Source organism: Neobacillus kokaensis (assembly GCF_014656545.1).
Classification (GTDB): Bacteria; Bacillota; Bacilli; order Bacillales; family Cytobacillaceae; genus Neobacillus; species Neobacillus kokaensis.
In genome coordinates this window covers 37,472-54,107 of the sequence record NZ_BNDS01000032.1, presented here as the reverse complement: position 1 = coordinate 54,107, position 16,636 = coordinate 37,472, and the positions used below count along the sequence as shown (strand labels likewise).

The 16,636-nt window shown below is 41.2% G+C and carries 15 protein-coding genes; 2 read left to right on the top strand and 13 right to left on the bottom strand.

Features of this window, described 5'->3' with window-relative positions; genetic code table 11:
• Positions 1 to 55: 55 nt before the first annotated feature.
• Positions 56 to 979 carry a ribonuclease Z gene (gene rnz, locus IE222_RS22975; protein WP_191276715.1) on the bottom strand — a complete coding sequence of 308 codons (924 nt, stop codon included), beginning with the start codon at positions 977 to 979 and terminating at the stop codon, positions 56 to 58.
• A gap of 224 nt (positions 980 to 1,203) precedes the next feature.
• On the opposite strand from rnz, the gene zwf reads away from it, so the two are divergent.
• On the top strand, positions 1,204 to 2,673 hold the full coding sequence (gene zwf / locus IE222_RS22970) for a glucose-6-phosphate dehydrogenase (RefSeq protein WP_240009799.1): 1,470 nt from the start codon (positions 1,204 to 1,206) through the stop codon (positions 2,671 to 2,673).
• Positions 2,674 to 2,775: 102 nt separating this feature from the next.
• On the opposite strand, the gene IE222_RS22965 is transcribed toward zwf, so the two are convergent.
• The 4 genes from IE222_RS22965 to mce form a co-directional block, all read right to left on the bottom strand.
• A complete protein-coding gene (locus tag IE222_RS22965) occupies positions 2,776 to 4,053 on the bottom strand; it encodes a DNA polymerase IV (protein WP_191276714.1) in 1,278 nt (425 codons plus the stop codon).
• An 83-nt stretch (positions 4,054 to 4,136) separates the two neighbouring features.
• A complete protein-coding gene (locus IE222_RS22960) occupies positions 4,137 to 5,258 on the bottom strand; it encodes a tripeptidase T (protein ID WP_191276713.1) in 1,122 nt (373 codons plus the stop codon).
• A gap of 209 nt (positions 5,259 to 5,467) precedes the next feature.
• A complete protein-coding gene (locus IE222_RS22955; protein ID WP_191276712.1) occupies positions 5,468 to 7,015 on the bottom strand; it encodes an acyl-CoA carboxylase subunit beta in 1,548 nt (515 codons plus the stop codon).
• Between the two features lie 5 nt (positions 7,016 to 7,020).
• Positions 7,021 to 7,434: a methylmalonyl-CoA epimerase gene (mce, locus tag IE222_RS22950; RefSeq protein WP_191276711.1), complete on the bottom strand. Its 414-nt coding sequence runs from the start codon at positions 7,432 to 7,434 to the stop codon at positions 7,021 to 7,023.
• A 161-nt stretch (positions 7,435 to 7,595) separates the two neighbouring features.
• Between mce and prli42 the strand changes: the two genes are divergently transcribed.
• Positions 7,596 to 7,694, top strand: a complete 99-nt coding sequence (gene prli42, locus IE222_RS22945; protein WP_155928433.1) for a stressosome-associated protein Prli42 — start codon at positions 7,596 to 7,598, stop codon at positions 7,692 to 7,694.
• A 107-nt stretch (positions 7,695 to 7,801) separates the two neighbouring features.
• On the opposite strand, the gene IE222_RS22940 is transcribed toward prli42, so the two are convergent.
• From IE222_RS22940 to IE222_RS22905, 8 genes are all read right to left on the bottom strand, one after another.
• Positions 7,802 to 8,314: a L,D-transpeptidase gene (locus IE222_RS22940; RefSeq protein WP_191276710.1), complete on the bottom strand. Its 513-nt coding sequence runs from the start codon at positions 8,312 to 8,314 to the stop codon at positions 7,802 to 7,804.
• Between the two features lie 101 nt (positions 8,315 to 8,415).
• Positions 8,416 to 9,138, bottom strand: a complete 723-nt coding sequence (locus IE222_RS22935; RefSeq protein ID WP_191276709.1) for an amino acid ABC transporter ATP-binding protein — start codon at positions 9,136 to 9,138, stop codon at positions 8,416 to 8,418.
• Positions 9,131 to 9,790, bottom strand: a complete 660-nt coding sequence (locus IE222_RS22930; RefSeq protein WP_191276708.1) for an amino acid ABC transporter permease — start codon at positions 9,788 to 9,790, stop codon at positions 9,131 to 9,133. Before IE222_RS22930 ends, IE222_RS22935 begins: the two co-directional genes overlap by 8 nt.
• An 81-nt stretch (positions 9,791 to 9,871) precedes the next feature.
• Positions 9,872 to 10,648: a transporter substrate-binding domain-containing protein gene (locus IE222_RS22925; RefSeq protein WP_191276707.1), complete on the bottom strand. Its 777-nt coding sequence runs from the start codon at positions 10,646 to 10,648 to the stop codon at positions 9,872 to 9,874.
• Positions 10,649 to 10,846: 198 nt separating this feature from the next.
• Positions 10,847 to 11,284, bottom strand: a complete 438-nt coding sequence (locus tag IE222_RS22920; RefSeq protein WP_191276706.1) for a BrxA/BrxB family bacilliredoxin — start codon at positions 11,282 to 11,284, stop codon at positions 10,847 to 10,849.
• Between the two features lie 77 nt (positions 11,285 to 11,361).
• Positions 11,362 to 12,474 (bottom strand): methylmalonyl Co-A mutase-associated GTPase MeaB, encoded by a 1,113-nt coding sequence (gene meaB, locus IE222_RS22915; RefSeq protein WP_191276705.1) that lies wholly within the window; start codon positions 12,472 to 12,474, stop codon positions 11,362 to 11,364.
• The gene (gene scpA / locus IE222_RS22910; RefSeq protein ID WP_223282860.1) at positions 12,475 to 14,616 is read right to left on the bottom strand and encodes a methylmalonyl-CoA mutase; all 2,142 of its coding nucleotides are present in this window, start codon (positions 14,614 to 14,616) and stop codon (positions 12,475 to 12,477) included. It lies immediately after the preceding gene.
• A 37-nt stretch (positions 14,617 to 14,653) separates the two neighbouring features.
• Positions 14,654 to 16,489: a methylmalonyl-CoA mutase subunit beta gene (locus tag IE222_RS22905; protein ID WP_191276703.1), complete on the bottom strand. Its 1,836-nt coding sequence runs from the start codon at positions 16,487 to 16,489 to the stop codon at positions 14,654 to 14,656.
• Between the last annotated feature and the right edge of the window lie 147 nt (positions 16,490 to 16,636).

Genomic DNA, 16,636 nt, shown 5'->3' with positions numbered 1-16,636 from the left:
GTAAAATTTCACCGGCTTTTTCATCTCAGAGAGGGGTTTTGTCCCAGCCTCTTTCTTATTTATAAGGAATCTTAATTTCCTTAAAATCCTCGGCAATATCAGTATTAGGAAAGATCTCTTGAGCCTCTGCCGCTAATTCCTTCCACGCAGTCTTATCATAGCGAGAGCTAATGTGTGTCAAACATAATTGCTTACATTCAGCCCTCCTCGCAATCTCAGCAGCCTGATGGGTAGTCGAATGGAAGTAATCAAAAGCAAGTGCCTCCTCCCCTTTCGAGAAGGTTGCTTCATGAATTAACAGATCCGCACCCCTAGCCAGCAACATCGCATTCTCACAAGACCTTGTATCTCCAAGAATGGTCACAATCCGTCCTTTTTGGGCAGGTCCTAAAAACTCGCTCGGCTCAATTACCCGGCCATCTTCTAATGTAACAGTATCACCATTCTTTATTTTTCGAAATATCGGCCCTGCCGGCACTCCTGCATCCATCAGCTTATCAGCCAGTAAGGTACCCGGCCTGTCCTTTTCTACAATTCGATATCCAAAAGAGGTAATGCCATGATCTAAAATCTTAGCCTCTACCAAAAATTGCTCATCTTCGAGCACAATCCCTTCGTCGATTTCGACAACCTTTAACGGATATTTCAAGTAGGTCTGGCTAATCGATAGACTTACCTGCAAAAATTCCTGAATTCCTTTTGGTCCATATACGGTCACCTCTGAGTCTCCGCCTTGAAATGACCGGCTTGACAATAAGCCGGGAAGGCCGTATATATGATCGCCATGAAGATGGGTGATGAAAATTTTTTCAATCCTCCTCGGTTTAATTGAGGTATGTAAAATTTGGTGCTGTGTAGCTTCACCGGCATCGAACAGCCAAACCGCCCCGCGCTCCTCGAGCAGTTTAAGTGCTATCGATGTGACATTGCGAAGCTTAGCAGGCATCCCTGCTCCTGTTCCTAAGAAAAAAATATCCACGACAAACCCTCCGTTCCAATTTACCAATATGGATAATATAGCATAAACATCTTTCAATTACCCGAAAATCATATGAAACAAAAGTAATTTCATACATGCAAATCAATATATTTGAGAAATCTAAGAGAAACCGATACTATTATTTTTGTTAATAAATACATAAGCGAGTATGCTGCAAGAAGAGAGGTAACTATATAGTGGAACAAAACATGACTTCATTAATCATGATTTTCGGGGCAACAGGTGATTTGGCAAAACGAAAGCTATTCCCTTCCCTTTACCGATTATTTGAACGAGGTAAATTATCAGAACGGTTTGCAGTAATTGGCGTAGGCAGAAGAACCCTTTCTAATGATGAATTTCAACAGTCTATAAAGGATTCAGTCACATCTGCGTTGGGAGAAAAGGACGACATTGAAGAATTCGTAAGGCATTTCTACTATCAATCCCATGATGTAGCCGATTCAAATTCATATTCAGCTTTAAAAAAGCTTGCTGACGAGGTTGATGAGCATTACCAGCTTGAAGGAAACCGGATTTTCTACCTGGCAATGGCACCAGAATTCTTCGGACCGATTGCTTTGCATTTGAAATCAGACGGCTTAACAGATGTCAAAGGTTATAAACGCCTGGTAATTGAAAAACCATTTGGGCATGACCTAGCATCCGCAAAAGAATTAAATCATCAAATTCGAACCGCCTTTTCTGAGGAAGAAATTTATCGAATTGACCATTATTTAGGAAAAGAGATGGTCCGAAATATTGAGGTCATCCGTTTCGCTAACGCAATCTTTGAACCGCTTTGGAATAACCGCTATATTTCTAATATTCAGGTGACTTCCAGTGAAAGCCTTGGGGTGGAAGAACGCGGCCGCTATTATGAAACAAGCGGTGCACTGCGTGACATGCTGCAAAACCATATGCTGCAAATGGTAGCACTACTTGCGATGGAACCTCCAATCAGCCTGACAACCGATGAAATCCGTTCAGAAAAAGTCCGCGTGTTCCGTTCCTTGCGAACCATCGAGGGTGATGAAGTAAAAGATTATTTTGTCCGCGGCCAGTATGATGCTGGAACTATTAATGGAAAACAAGTACCAAAATATCGCGACGAACCAATGGTAGATCAAGAATCTAATACCGAAACGTTTGTGGCCGGAAAAGTCATGATTGACAATTTCCGCTGGGCAGGTGTTCCATTTTATATCCGTACCGGAAAAAGAATGGAAACAAAATCAACGAAAATCGTTATTCAATTTAAAGATATTCCGATGAATTTATATTACCAGCCGGAAAAAATGCTGAATCCAAACCTGCTGGTGATTCACATTCAACCTGAAGAAGGAATTACCCTGCACTTAAATGCTAAACATGCAGGCGGTCACCTAGATGCCCAAACAGTAAAATTAAGTTTTTCAAATACAGGAACAAATGCAATGAACACGCCGGAAGGCTACGAAAAACTGCTTTATGACTGTATGCGTGGCGATGCTACGAACTTTACTCATTGGGACGAGGTTGCTTACTCCTGGGCATTTGTTGATAAAATTTCAAATGTATGGGCAAAGGAAAAGGCTGATTTTCCAAACTATAATTCCGGTACAATGGGACCTGATGCAGCGGATCAGCTCCTAGAAAAGGACGGATTCTTCTGGTGGCCGGTAACAGACTTAGATGTTGATACATGTAAATAAAAAAGTAGAAGCGGTCATTTAGTAAAGGAACCAAGCCTTTGTCCGCTGAACCTAACAACCATATAAAAAGCTCCACATGCTGATAACAGGCAAGTGGAGCTTTTAATCTTTTTCTTCGTTTTGATTCGGAAATGAGCGGAGAAAATCTTTATTAAAGCTTGTAGCAGTACCGACATGTTGTTTAGGGTCTCTCGTTTGCGAGCCGGCGCTTTCAATAATCTTTTTCCCATATTTCTCGCGTAAACTTGAAAGCGTATGAAGTAAAGGCTCCTTTTTGGCATCTTTCTCATAAGAAAATAAATCCAATTGCTTGTACGCATGATCGAGTTCAACTAAGTCGTATCCGGTGATCCCTAACAGGCGGACCGGATCCCCATTCCAATGCTTTAAAAAAAGCTGTTTAGCAATTTGCCCAACATCGTTTTTATGATCCATTGGGTTGGCCAGTTTTTTGCTTCTTGTAATTGTTTTTCGATCCTTATAACGTATCGTAATCCCCAGCGTAGTCGCTAAAACCTTTTTTCTCTTCAGCCTGACTGATACCGTTTCAGCCAATGATTCAAGCACATGAAATAACTCCTGTTGATTGCTGATATCCCTTGGAAGGGTCGTAGAATTTCCAATACTTTTAAAATCCTCAATTGCCTCCGGGTCAACAGGGCGCATGTCGTTTCCATTTGCCCGTTCTTTCAAGCGGATTCCATTAATACCGAGGAGTTTTTTTAACTGCAGCTCATTCGCCTTCGCTAAATCGCCAATTGTCTGAATCCCAATTGTTTTCAGCTTCTCCGCTGTTTTTTTGCCAACTCCATGCATCTCGTTTGCCTCTAATGGCCAGAGAACAGCTGGTATATCCCGCTTACGAAGAACTGTTATCCCTAAAGGCTTTTTCATATCAGAAGCTGTTTTTGCTAAAAATTTATTTGGAGCAATTCCGATACTGCAGGGTAAGTCAAGCTGTTCAAGAATTCGCTTTTGAATGCTTTCAGCAATATCGATTGGAGCCCCTAACTCAAAGCTATCGGTAATATCCATATAGCCCTCGTCAATAGAAACTGGCTCAACAAGCGGAGTATATTGCCTCAAGATTTCAAACATGCCTATAGAGGCAGCGCGATAGCGTTCGAAATTCGGCTTTTTGACAATCAGCTGCGGGCATAGTTTTTTCGCTTCCCAAAGGGGCATAGTGGTTTTAACACCGAATTTTCTCGCCTCATAACTGCAAGTAACAATAATTCCTCTGCGCTCTTCTACATTTCCGGCAATCGCCAGCGGCTTACCCTTGAGGGCTGGATCATAAGCCATTTCGACAGAAGCATAGAAGCTGTTCATATCAACATGTAAAATGACTCGTCCATTTTTTGGATACATCTCTTTCATGCCGACACACATCCTTACAAATTTCTATTTTAAGTATATCAAAAGGAGAGCCATAGCGTTAAGCCGGCTCTCCTTAAAGGAAATTATTGGTTTGTTACTTCATCGATTATGGAAAGTGTCATTTCCGCAAGCTTGTATAATTCTTCAAGCGGCATGCGCTCATTTGTTGTATGGATTTCTTCATATCCGACAGCAAGGTTAACGGTTGGTATCCCGAACCCATTAAAAACGTTGGCATCACTGCCGCCGCCGCTATGCAAAAGTTCACAGCTTCGCCCAATTTTTGCAGCTGCCTTTTTAGCTATTTCCACTACCTCGTCACCTTCACCAAACTTAAACCCAGGGTACATAACTTCTACTTCAACCTCAGCTCGGCCACCCATTGCAGCGGCAACAGATTCAAATGCTTCTTTCATCTTCGCAACCTGAGCATCCATTTTTTCAGGAATAAGTGAACGAGCCTCTGCTAAAATATCAACGCGGTCGCAAACGATGTTCGTCGCCTGCCCGCCCTCGAACCGGCCAATGTTTGCTGTCGTCTCATGATCAATTCGGCCAAGCGGCATTTTTGCAATCGATTTTGCCGCAATCGTAATCGCGGAAACACCTTTTTCCGGTGCCACACCAGCATGGGCTGTTTTACCGTAAATAATCGCTTTTACCTTTGCTTGTGTCGGCGCTGCCACAACAACATTACCAACTAGTCCGTCGCTATCAAGTGCATAGCCGTATTTCGCTTTCAATAATGCTTGGTCTATCGCTTTTGCCCCATGGAGACCAGATTCCTCTCCAACAGAAATGACAAATTGAATTAACCCGTGCGGAAGATTATTTTCCTTTAATAAACGAATCGTTTCAAGCATAACCGCAATACCGGTTTTATCATCTGCTCCTAGGATTGTAGTACCGTCAGTAACAACATAGCCATCCTTTATCGAAGGCTTAACACCTTTTGCAGGAGTAACGGTATCCATGTGACATGAAAAATAAATCGGATCTACGCCTTCTTTTGTAGCAGGCAATGTACAGATTAAATTCCCTGCCCCATGCCCGGTTACTGCTGTTGTATCATCTTCAAAAACTTCAAGGCCTAAATCCGTAAACTTTTGTTTTAAAACCTTGGCAATTTCAGTTTCAAATTTTGTTTCTGAATCAATTTGGACAAGCTCTAAAAATTCATTTAATAGACGTTCTTGATTCACCATCTTTAACCCCTCCGTATTATGTATTCACTATTTTAGTATACCTTTTCAAATTCTCAGCATCAAATGACAGAGTCCATTAAAAATTGTCCAGCTTCAGCGCCTAGCCCCTCAAGGTCACAAGCCAATATGTCAAGAAGGCTAAAGAACAGCCTTCTCGCCAGATCGACTTGTGCTTGTCGGGCCTGACCAAGGCGCTTGCGCTTTTCTAATTATAGCGGGATATTTCCATGTTTTTTATAAGGCCGCGATTCCTTTTTATTGCGAAGCATTTCTAATGCTTGAATAATTTTAATTCTAGTTTCACGCGGATCAATAACATCGTCAACCATACCTCTTGATGCGGCAACATATGGATTAGCAAATTTATCACGGTATTCTTCAATCTTTTGCTGCCTTGTCTGCTCAGGATTTTCACTGTTTTGAATGTCTTTTGCAAAAATAATGTTCGCTGCCCCCTGCGGCCCCATTACGGCAATTTCTGCATTTGGCCAGGCGAATACAAGGTCTGCCCCGATTGACTTGCTGTTTAAAGCAACATAAGCACCGCCATATGCTTTTCTTAAAATAACCGTCAGCTTTGATACGGTTGCTTCCGAATAGGCAAATAAAATTTTTGCCCCGTGGCGGATAATGCCTCCGTGTTCTTGTTTGACACCTGGAAAGAAGCCGGTAACATCCTCAAACGTAATAATGGGAATATTAAAGGAATCACAGGTACGAATAAATCTTGCTGCTTTATCAGAGGAATCGATATCCAACCCGCCTGCCATCACTTTCGGCTGATTGCAGACAAGTCCCACTGTCTCTCCTTTGATTCTAGCAAAGCCAACAACAATATTTTTCGCAAAATCTTTGTGGATTTCCATAAACGAATGATGATCGACTACTTGCTCAATGACATTTCGAACATCATATGGACGTACGGCATCGAATGGAATCGTATCGGTTAGATCCGGCCGATAATCATCCGATTCTTCTACCGCAGCCATCGGCGGCTTTTCTTGATTATTTTGCGGTAAATAGCTTAATAGCTTGCGAACCTGCAGCAAAACCTCTTCTTCTGATGCTCCTCTAAAATGAGCGTTGCCGCTAATGGTGTTATGTACATTTGCACCGCCAAGGTCTTCGGCAGATATCCTCTCTCCTGTAACGGTTTCAATGACCTTTGGACCAGTAATAAACATTTGACTGGTTTTCTCCACCATGAACACAAAATCAGTAATCGCAGGCGAATAAACGGCACCGCCCGCACATGGTCCCATAATCACGGAGATTTGCGGGATGACCCCAGAATAAATCGAATTTCGGTAAAAGATATGGCCATAACCATCTAGAGAAACAACACCCTCCTGGATTCGTGCACCGCCAGAGTCATTCAAACCGACAAATGGAGTGCCGTTTTTCGCAGCTAAATCCATGACGGTTGCAATTTTTTTGGCATGCATTTCCCCAAGAGCCCCGCCAAATACGGTAAAGTCTTGAGAAAACAAATAAATCGGGCGGCCATTGACTTTTCCGTAACCAGTCACAACCCCATCACCAGGACCTTTTTGATCATCCATGCCAAAATCAACTGTTCGGTGTTCAATAAATGGATTGAGCTCTACAAATGTGCCTTTGTCTACTAAAAGCTCAATCCGTTCGCGTGCTGTTAATTTCCCCTTTTCATGCTGCTTATCAATGCGCTCATCACCTCCGCCAAGCTCAACCTCTCTGCGTTTGTCGTATAACTCATTAATTTTTTCATAGATGTCCATTCCGACTACTCCTTCTTCCCTTTCTTTTCGCAAAGCTCAAATAATACACCTGAAGCTGATTTTGGGTGCATGAAAGCGATATCAGTTCCACCCGCACCTGGCAGAGGATTTTCATCAATCATGCGAATCCCTTTATTTTGTAACTCAGCAATTCTTTCTTCAATTGAATCCACACCTAGTGCGACGTGGTGGATCCCTTCGCCGCGTTTTTCAATAAATTTAGCAACCGCACTCTCCGCAGACATCGGTTCAAGCAGTTCTAATTTTATTTCTCCAGCCTGTAAAAAAGCTACTTTCACCATCTGACTTTCAACCTCTTCTATCTTTAGTAAAGGAAGATGTAAGACCTCCGTATAAAAAGGAAGTACAGCTTCAAGAGATTTCACAGCAATTCCTATGTGGTCGACTTTTTTGATCATTTAAACCCCTCTGTTCAATAGTAGGATAATTTTTCGACATTAATTGTATTCGTTAAAAAGTTCATAAATCCTTCCTAAATTGCATAGATGTTTCCGTTGTTCATTTAGGCTTTTCCTTGTACAATATATATTAATGATTATAGTCACGGGAGGAATTTATCTTGAAAAGTAAGAAAACGAGAAAAATTATTGTCTATTTAATGTTATTTGCGATGCTCGCCTCTACCCTCCTTATAGGAATCGGACAATTCTTATCTTAATAAACAAAAGGCGCAAGTGCCCAGTTAACGAAAAATACTAGTCGCTGGGCACTGGAGCTAGACGATAAAAAGGGACTGTTCCAATCAAGAACAGTCCCTTTCTTTTCTTAATTAATTGCCCCATGTTCTTTTGCCAATATTTCAAATGATTTTTTCGTTGTCGTTACTAATATTTTTGTTCCTAAAGGAATATGTGGAAATAATGAGCTAATGACTTCATTTTGGGTACGAATACACCCTTGGGATACATACTTTCCAATAGACGATGGCTGATTCGTCCCATGGATACCGTAAATTCTGCCGTCCGTTCCTTGGGCATCAAAACCAATCCATCTTGCTCCAAGGGGGTTTTTAGGGTCACCGCCCTGAATCTCGCCGCGGCGATAATAAGGATTTTCCGCTTTCACGGTAATAGTAAACACCCCTTCAGGCGTTAACTCGTCTGTCTTGCCAGTCCCAACACTTACGATAGTCTGCACTCTGTTATCCTTTATAAAGGCAAGTTCATTCGTACTCTTATTAACAATTACAAACGGGTCACCCGGTAATGGATTCAGTCCTAACGGCCACAATGGAGAGAGAAAAAAAGCAAGCAGGAGCGGCGATAAAATATTTGTCAATTACATCCACCTCCCTTTTTCCCCTAGTTTGCTCAAACACCTATCAGTCATTCATAACTTTCATAAATTAAAAAAGATGATCAGTAATGACCATCTCTTGTTTAAAGCATTTTTTCCAAAAATTCTCGAGCCCGTCCACTTTTTGGATTTAAGAAAAATTCAGCTGGAGGTGCATCTTCCACCAGCACACCGCCATCAAGGAATAATACCCGATCTGCCACTTCTCTCGCAAAGCCCATCTCGTGAGTAACTATAGCCATTGTCATTCCGGTGTGAGCGAGTGATTTCATGACTTCTAATACTTCCTTAACCATTTCCGGATCCAGGGCAGATGTTGGTTCGTCAAAGAGCATTACCTCAGGTTCCATAGCTAGGGCTCTTGCAATCGCAACCCGCTGTTTTTGACCGCCGGATAATCTCTTTGGATACTCGTTTGCTTTTTCTGACAAGCCAACTTTGTTTAGCAGCTCAAAAGCAATTTTTTCTGCTTGGTCCTTTGTCAGCCCTTTTACTTTCATTGGTGCATAAGTAAGATTCTGCAGCACAGTCTTATGGGGAAAAAGATGAAAGTGTTGAAAAACCATTCCAACATTTTGCCGCACCTTCATAATGTTTGTTTTCTTATCCGTTGCTTCTTGATCCCCGATCCAAATCTTCCCATTAGTTGGAGCTTCCAGAAGGTTCATGCAGCGCAGGAAGGTAGACTTTCCTGAACCTGATGGTCCAATGATGGCAACGACCTCTCCAGATTTAATCGTCGTGGAGATTCCCTTTAAGACTTCCAGATTACCAAAATTCTTATATAAATTTTCCACCTTAATCACTGCGTCTCATTCTCCTTTCCACCGCTTTACCTACGAAGGTTAAGGCAATAACCATTAAATAATAAATGATACCGGCCATAATTAACGGTTCAAAATAAGAATAATATTCTGCTCCTACCTGATATGAACGGCGCATAATATCCATTACACCGATCGTTGTTACAATTGCGGATTCCTTCGTAAGGGTAATGAATTCATTCATTAAGGCAGGAAGGATGTTTTTCAGTGCCTGCGGCAGGATAATATCCCACATCATTTTTCCATATGGAACCCCTAATGCCATAGCTGCTTCCTGCTGGCCTTTATCAACTGCTAGAATTCCTGCACGGATAATCTCTGAAATATAAGCGCCCGAATTAAGTGAAAAGGAAAGGACTGCTGCAGTATATGGTTCAATTTGAAATCCAAATATCTGCGGGGATCCAAAGTAAATCAACATTAACTGCAGGACAAGCGGTGTACCACGAAAGATGGATGTATAAAAGTCGGCAAACCACCCTAGTATTTTGATATTGCTTATTTTAAATAAAGATAAAATAATACCGAAAACAAACCCTAATACCGCTGCTAACGCAACAATTTTTAAGGTAACCAGTATTCCTTTCAGGATATAAGGTAATGAAGGGATGAATTGCATAAAATCTAATTCCATGCATATACCTTCCTTTCTTTAGAAAATAGTAGAGACGTCCGAAAGAAAAGGATTCTTCCAAACGTCCCTAGGTTAAGAAGATTATTGCTCTCCGCCAAACCACTTTACAACTAATTTATCAAGTTCACCATTTTCCTTCATTTTCTTCAATTCTTGATTAAACTTTTCTGTTAAATCACTATTTTTTGGGAACGCAATTGCGGATCCTTCTACACCTTTGGCTTCAAAGGTAAAACCAGTTAGATCCTTCTCTTTTGTAAGATACCCTTTCGCCACTGTATCTTCAATGATAACTGCGTCAAATCGGCCAGATTTAATTTCTTGAATTAAATCTGGGATACGGTTACGGTCTTCAATTTTAATATCAATTGTTTTGGCGATCTCTTTTGCTTGTCCTTCCTGAATGGAGCCAAGCTGAACACCTACTGTTTTTCCCTTTAAATCTTCAAGTTTGTTAATACCGCTATCTTTTTTAGATACAATCATGAAGCCTGCAGTATAGTAAATATCACTAAAGTCAACGTTTTTCTTTCTCTTTTCTGTCGGTGTCATCCCTGCTAAAACAAAGTCTGCTTGTCCAGATTTTAACGCTTGAACAAGACCATTAAATTCCATGTCTTTGACTTCTACTTTATAGCCTAGTTTTCCTGCAATAGCTTTAGCTAAATCAACATCAAAGCCAATAATTTCATCACTTTTTTCAGTCTCAATATATTCAAATGGTGCATAGTCTGCTGAAGTTCCCATTACTAACACCTTTTTATCAGTGCCGCTCTTACTATCCTTTTCACTTGAACCACAAGCTGCCAGACCCACAGCCATTACCATTGATAACAATAGTATTAGTACTTTCTTCATTTGAATTCCTCCTTAGGTGCTATCCTATTTAAAAAGTTATATTATTTACTAATTTAATAATTATTCAACGTATTGAATTTTAACACATATAAATAATTATGCAAATATATTTTTAAAAATTCCCGAAGGTTTTTTTACTATAAATTTTTCCATTAAAAAAGTCAACCTCATGATGAGATTGACTTCTCTATGAAGGAATTAAATTTCTTCACAATATTTATCAAATTCCTGCTGTAATCTTGTAACAACAGTCGCAGGATCAAAGCCTTCTATTTGATGTCTTTCTACCATAGTACAAATTTTTCCATCTTTCAGCAAGGCAAAAGATGGTGAGGATGGCGGGTATCCAGTAAAATAACTTCTTGCCTTTTCAGTTGCTTCTTTATCCTGCCCGGCAAAAACCGTTACAAAATGATCTGGACGCTTATCATAATGAACCGCATGTGCAGCCGCTGGACGAGCTATACCACCGGCACAGCCGCAAACCGAATTAATCATTACTAATGTTGTGCCTTCTCTATTTAGTGCAGACTCCACTTCTTCCGGAGTAGTAAGCTCTTCATAACCCGCTGTGGTAATTTCCTGACGTGCCTGACGGACAACATCATTCATGAAAAAATTGAAATCCATACCCATTAATATTTTCACTCCTTTAATTTAAGCCTATAGTTACATATTAACAGTAAAAATGTATTTTTTCCAAATAGTAATACCTATAAAAATTTCTTAAAAAGAATATCCACTGCTGCAGCGACTGTTTTCCCCCCTGCAATGACTTCATTCTCTAGTTTTGGTAAAAGATTTTTAATTTGGGGATGATGGTAAAAATGATAATGCAGCTGATCTGCAATATGTGCATGAAGCCATTCACGTGATTGCACTTTTCTCCTTTCCTTAAAAACCCCTGATGATTTCCCATTTGCTTCAAAGGTTTTGATGACATCCCAAACATCGCCTATTCCTTCCTCCGTAATGGATGAACAGGTATGTGCTTTTGTCACCCACCCTTTTGTCGCTGGCTGGAGAAAGTGTAGAATCCGATTATATTCATGCTTCGTTTTTTCCGCCTTCAGTTTATTATCGCCATCAGCCTTATGAACAATAATCGCATCGGCTAATTCCATTATCCCTTTCTTCATCCCCTGTAATTCATCACCCGCACCAGTTAGAACAAGCAGCATGAAAAAATCGACCATGTCCCTGATAATGACTTCACTCTGTCCGACACCGACTGTTTCAATTAAAATTACATCAAAGCCGGCAGCTTCGCAAACTATCATTGATTCTCTTGTTTTTCGATGCACGCCGCCAAGCTTCCCAGCAGAGGGAGAAGGTCGGATAAATGCCAGTGGGTTCCTTGCAAGCTTTTCCATTCGGGTTTTATCGCCAAGAATACTTCCGCCGCTGATCCTTGAACTAGGATCAATGGCAAGTACTGCCACTTTTAGCCCTTGGCTGCAAAGATAATTTCCAAAAGCCTCAATAAATGTACTTTTTCCAGCACCCGGCACCCCGGTTATGCCGATACGAATTGAATTACCGCTGTATGGCAAAAGCCTTTGCAAGAGTTCCTGTCCCTTTTGGAAATGATGCTCGGCATTACTTTCAATCAAAGTAATAGCCCTTGCCAGGAGTCCTCTGTTACTACTTAATACTCCATTGAATAATTCATCTATCGTAGGCTCTGAAGCCTTACGTTTGGTAAAGCGGCTGTTTTTTTGCAGGGAGGCCGTCGAAGCTGCATGCTCCTCCCCTTTTCTTACCACACTTGAGCAAAGCTCGGGATTGTTTGGATCATTCCATTCTGGTTTATAATCAGCCGTCATTTAGTTTGCCACTTCCTCATAACCGAGCTGCTGATAGATTGCTGTAATTACCTTTTGCGCCGCTACCGGTATAACCGTCCCCGGCCCAAAGATCGCAGCTGCCCCATGTTCATATAAAAATTGATAATCCTGGGCTGGAATTACACCGCCAACTACTACTAAAATATCTTGACGACCTAATTTTTTTAGTTCTTCAACCAGCTGTGGCAAGAGAGTCTTATGCCCGGCAGCCAGCGAACTCATTCCAATTACATGAACATCATTTTCAACGGCTTGCAACGCTGTTTCTTCCGGAGTTTGGAACAATGGACCAATATCAACATCAAATCCAAGATCAGCAAACGCAGTTGCAATGACCTTTGCCCCGCGGTCATGTCCATCCTGCCCCATCTTTGCTATCAAAATTCTCGGCCTTCTACCTTCATTATCAAGGAATTCATCAGACATTTGTTTTACTATTGTAATTTCATCTGCATTACTAAACGCTGTGCTGTATACCCCGCTGATGGATTGAATAACGGCTTTATGTCTGCCGCAGGCTTTTTCAATAGCATCGGAAATCTCTCCTAGTGTGGCCCGGTTACGCGCCGCCTTGACAGCCAGCTCTAACAGATTACCTTCTCCCGTTTCGGCCGCATGAGCTAATAACAGCAGCGCCTCTTCAACCTTTTGGTTGTCACGGCTCTCCTTAAGGGCATTTAATTTTTCAATCTGCTTTAATCGGACTGCCGTATTATCGATATCTAAAATATCAATCGGTTCTTCCTTTTCAAGGCGGTATCGATTAACACCGATAATCGTTTCTTTGCCAGAATCAATCTGAGCCTGTCTTCTAGCAGCTGCTTCTTCAATTTTCATCTTTGGAAGACCAGTTTCAATTGCCTTTGCCATGCCGCCAAGATTCTCTATCTCCTCGATATGGGTCCAAGCGCGTGTGACAAGTTCGTCCGTTAGTTTTTCAACATAGTAGGAACCAGCCCATGGATCGATTACCTTTGTAATCCCGGCTTCTTCCTGCAGGAATAGCTGTGTATTGCGGGCAATTCTTGCTGAGAAGTCCGTTGGCAGGGCAATTGCTTCATCAAGTGCGTTAGTATGTAGCGATTGTGTATGTCCCATTGCGGCAGCGTGAGCTTCGATCAGCGTCCGTGTCACATTATTGAATGGATCCTGCTCTGTCAAACTCCAACCTGAAGTTTGTGAGTGGGTGCGGAGAGCCATTGATTTTTCATTTTCCGGCCCAAATGTTCTCATCATTTTTGCCCAAATTAATCTGGCAGCCCGCATTTTGGCAACTTCCATAAAATAATTCATGCCTATCCCCCAAAAGAAAGACAGTCTTGGAGCAAACGTATCAATATCAATTCCGGCTTTCAGGCCAGTTCTCACATATTCCAGTCCATCAGCTAGAGTGTAAGCCAATTCTAAATCTGCCGGTGCTCCCGCCTCCTGCATATGATAGCCGGAAATACTGATACTATTAAACTTTGGCATATATTTAGATGTATATTCAAAAATATCAGCAATGATTTTCATCGACATTTCCGGCGGGTAAATGTACGTATTGCGGACCATATATTCTTTTAAAATATCATTTTGAATCGTTCCGGACAGTTTTTCTTGACTAACTCCCTGCTCCTCAGCAGTGACAATGAAAAAGGCCAGCACAGGCAGTACTGCACCGTTCATCGTCATTGAAACGGACATTTGATCAAGAGGGATACCATCAAATAACGTTTTCATATCAAGAACGGAATCGATGGCAACCCCTGCTTTGCCAACATCACCGACAACGCGCGAATGATCAGAGTCATAACCTCTATGTGTGGCCAAGTCAAATGCAACCGATAAACCTTTTTGTCCCATAGCAAGGTTACGACGATAAAAAGCGTTACTTTCCTCTGCAGTGGAAAAACCGGCATATTGTCTAACAGTCCACGGACGATTTACATACATAGTTGAGTAAGGTCCTCTCGTGTATGGCGGCAGACCTGGAAGATGGTCAATTTGTTCAAGCCCTTCGAGGTCTTCTTTTGTATAAAGCGGTTTCAATTTTATCTGTTCGTTTGTTTCAAACAGCAACTTTTCGATGGAATTCTGAATTTCTTGATTGACCCTTTTTTCCCACTCCTCTTTTGTCATTAGAGTCTGTTCGTTAAACAGTTTGGTATTTTGAAAATCAGGCTTTTTGTGTTTCATCCACGGACGCCTCCAGTGCTTTAAGAATAGCAGCAAGTGTTTCATAGCAATTGCATTTCACATGGATAAACTGCTTAATTCCTTCCGCCAGCCACTGACTTTGATTTTCTTTGTCAGGGAGTCCGGCAAGTAAAAATGTCTTCTCAGGAAAATCCTGCTTTAATGCAGTTAAAATTTCATGACCAAACAACTCATATTGTTCATTTGTACCACAGATGCAAATGAACTTAGATGGCTGTTGATTTAAATAAACTCTTGCTTCTTCAATTGTGAAAATTGGTGTGCTTTCTACTGTCTTGATTCCGCCGGCAGACAGAAAACCTTTCATAAAATCAAGCCTTGCTTTTTGCTGTTTTAATTGGCCCAAGCAAAGCAGACCTAAAGCTGGAGGAACCCCTTTTTGTTCTTCCAAAACCTTTGCTTTTCCTCGTAGTTCCTCAAATGATTCCGCTAATCTTCTTTTCGGGATGATATTTATCTCCGCGTGTTCTTTAACTATCTCATTCTTTACATGAATAACGGACTCATCAAGATTTACATACACATTTGTGCCGACAATGCTTTGTTTTCTAGTATCTGCATCCTGTTTCTTTTTTGTAAAAACTTCAGCAATTTTCTTCTTCAGCCAATTTGTTTTTATTCCTTCTAGAATACCGCCATTTGCCTCGATCTCTTGAAAGAACGCCCAAGCCTTCTCAGCCAGTTCATTTGTCAATGTCTCTATATACCAAGAGCCTCCCGCAGGGTCAACTACCTTATTTAATAGTGCTTCCTCTTTTAAAATCAACTGCACATTACGGGCAATTCTTTCTGAAAATGGGCTAGCCCCGGCAAGTTCATCAAAAGGGGCAACATGCAAATATTGAACCCCTCCTAACACGGCAGCAAACGCTTCGTTAGCAGAACGAAGGAGATTCACATGCGGGTCGTATACTGTTTTCGTAAAATGGGAAGTCTCAGCAGCAATCTGCATGCCCCGGTCTTTCTCAGAAACACCATAAAGTTCTGTAATCCGGTTCCAAATAATTCTGGCTGCCCGAAGCTTTGCAAGCTCCATAAAGAAGTTAGCACCAACGGAAAACTGAAATACCATTTTCGAAAGAGCTCTAACAGACTCCATACCGCTCTCCGTCAGCTTGTCAAGATAATAGACACCTGTTGCTGCGGCAGCCGCCAGCTCCTGGACAGCGTTAGCACCGCCATTATGGTATGGTGTTGTATCAATAAGAACGGTACGTAAATTAGGAAAATGATGGTCTGCTTGCTTTATTTCCGCTGTCCAATCTTGAAGTGCCTCCATTTCAATTGTTCCTTTTTCAGTAAAAAGGGCAATTGGATCACTAGCAATATAGCCAGTCAGCTGGGAACCGCTTGATAGATTTGCAAGCAGCTTGGTTTGGAACTGTTTTGAATTAATCGCAAATGGATAGGAATTTACCTTTTCCCCCAAACATTCTAAAAAACAATCTGCAATATCGTTTGAAATTTCAAATGAAATCGCAGTCTGTCCCTTTGTCAAGGCATCCTCAAGTTTTTGGCTGAGTTCCTCAGCAGTTTTATAGGGAATTTTCTGCGCAATCTTCCATTCATTTGTAAGATAGCCTAACAGGCTTGTACCCCTTCTAAAATCGGTTCCGCCCGGAAATTCCGATATAGAACGTTCGTCCTTTTTTGTGTAAAGCGGTTTCAAAGTAATCGTTTCATATGTAGTACTTTGTAGCGATTCGACCGTTTTCCCTTTTAGCGATTGCTCAGCTTTCTCTTTCCAATCATCTATTGATTTTTTTTGGAATTTCTGACTCCTTATTTGGTCCAAACTTCTTCTCCCCCTTCCGTGTGTTTATGTTTTTATTTTATGGCACATTTAACAAACAGGCAATGAAAACAGATTGCAAAACTTCCATTTGATTGGATATTATTGATTGACAACAAAATTTTTCCATATTATTCTATAGTTAGCTAC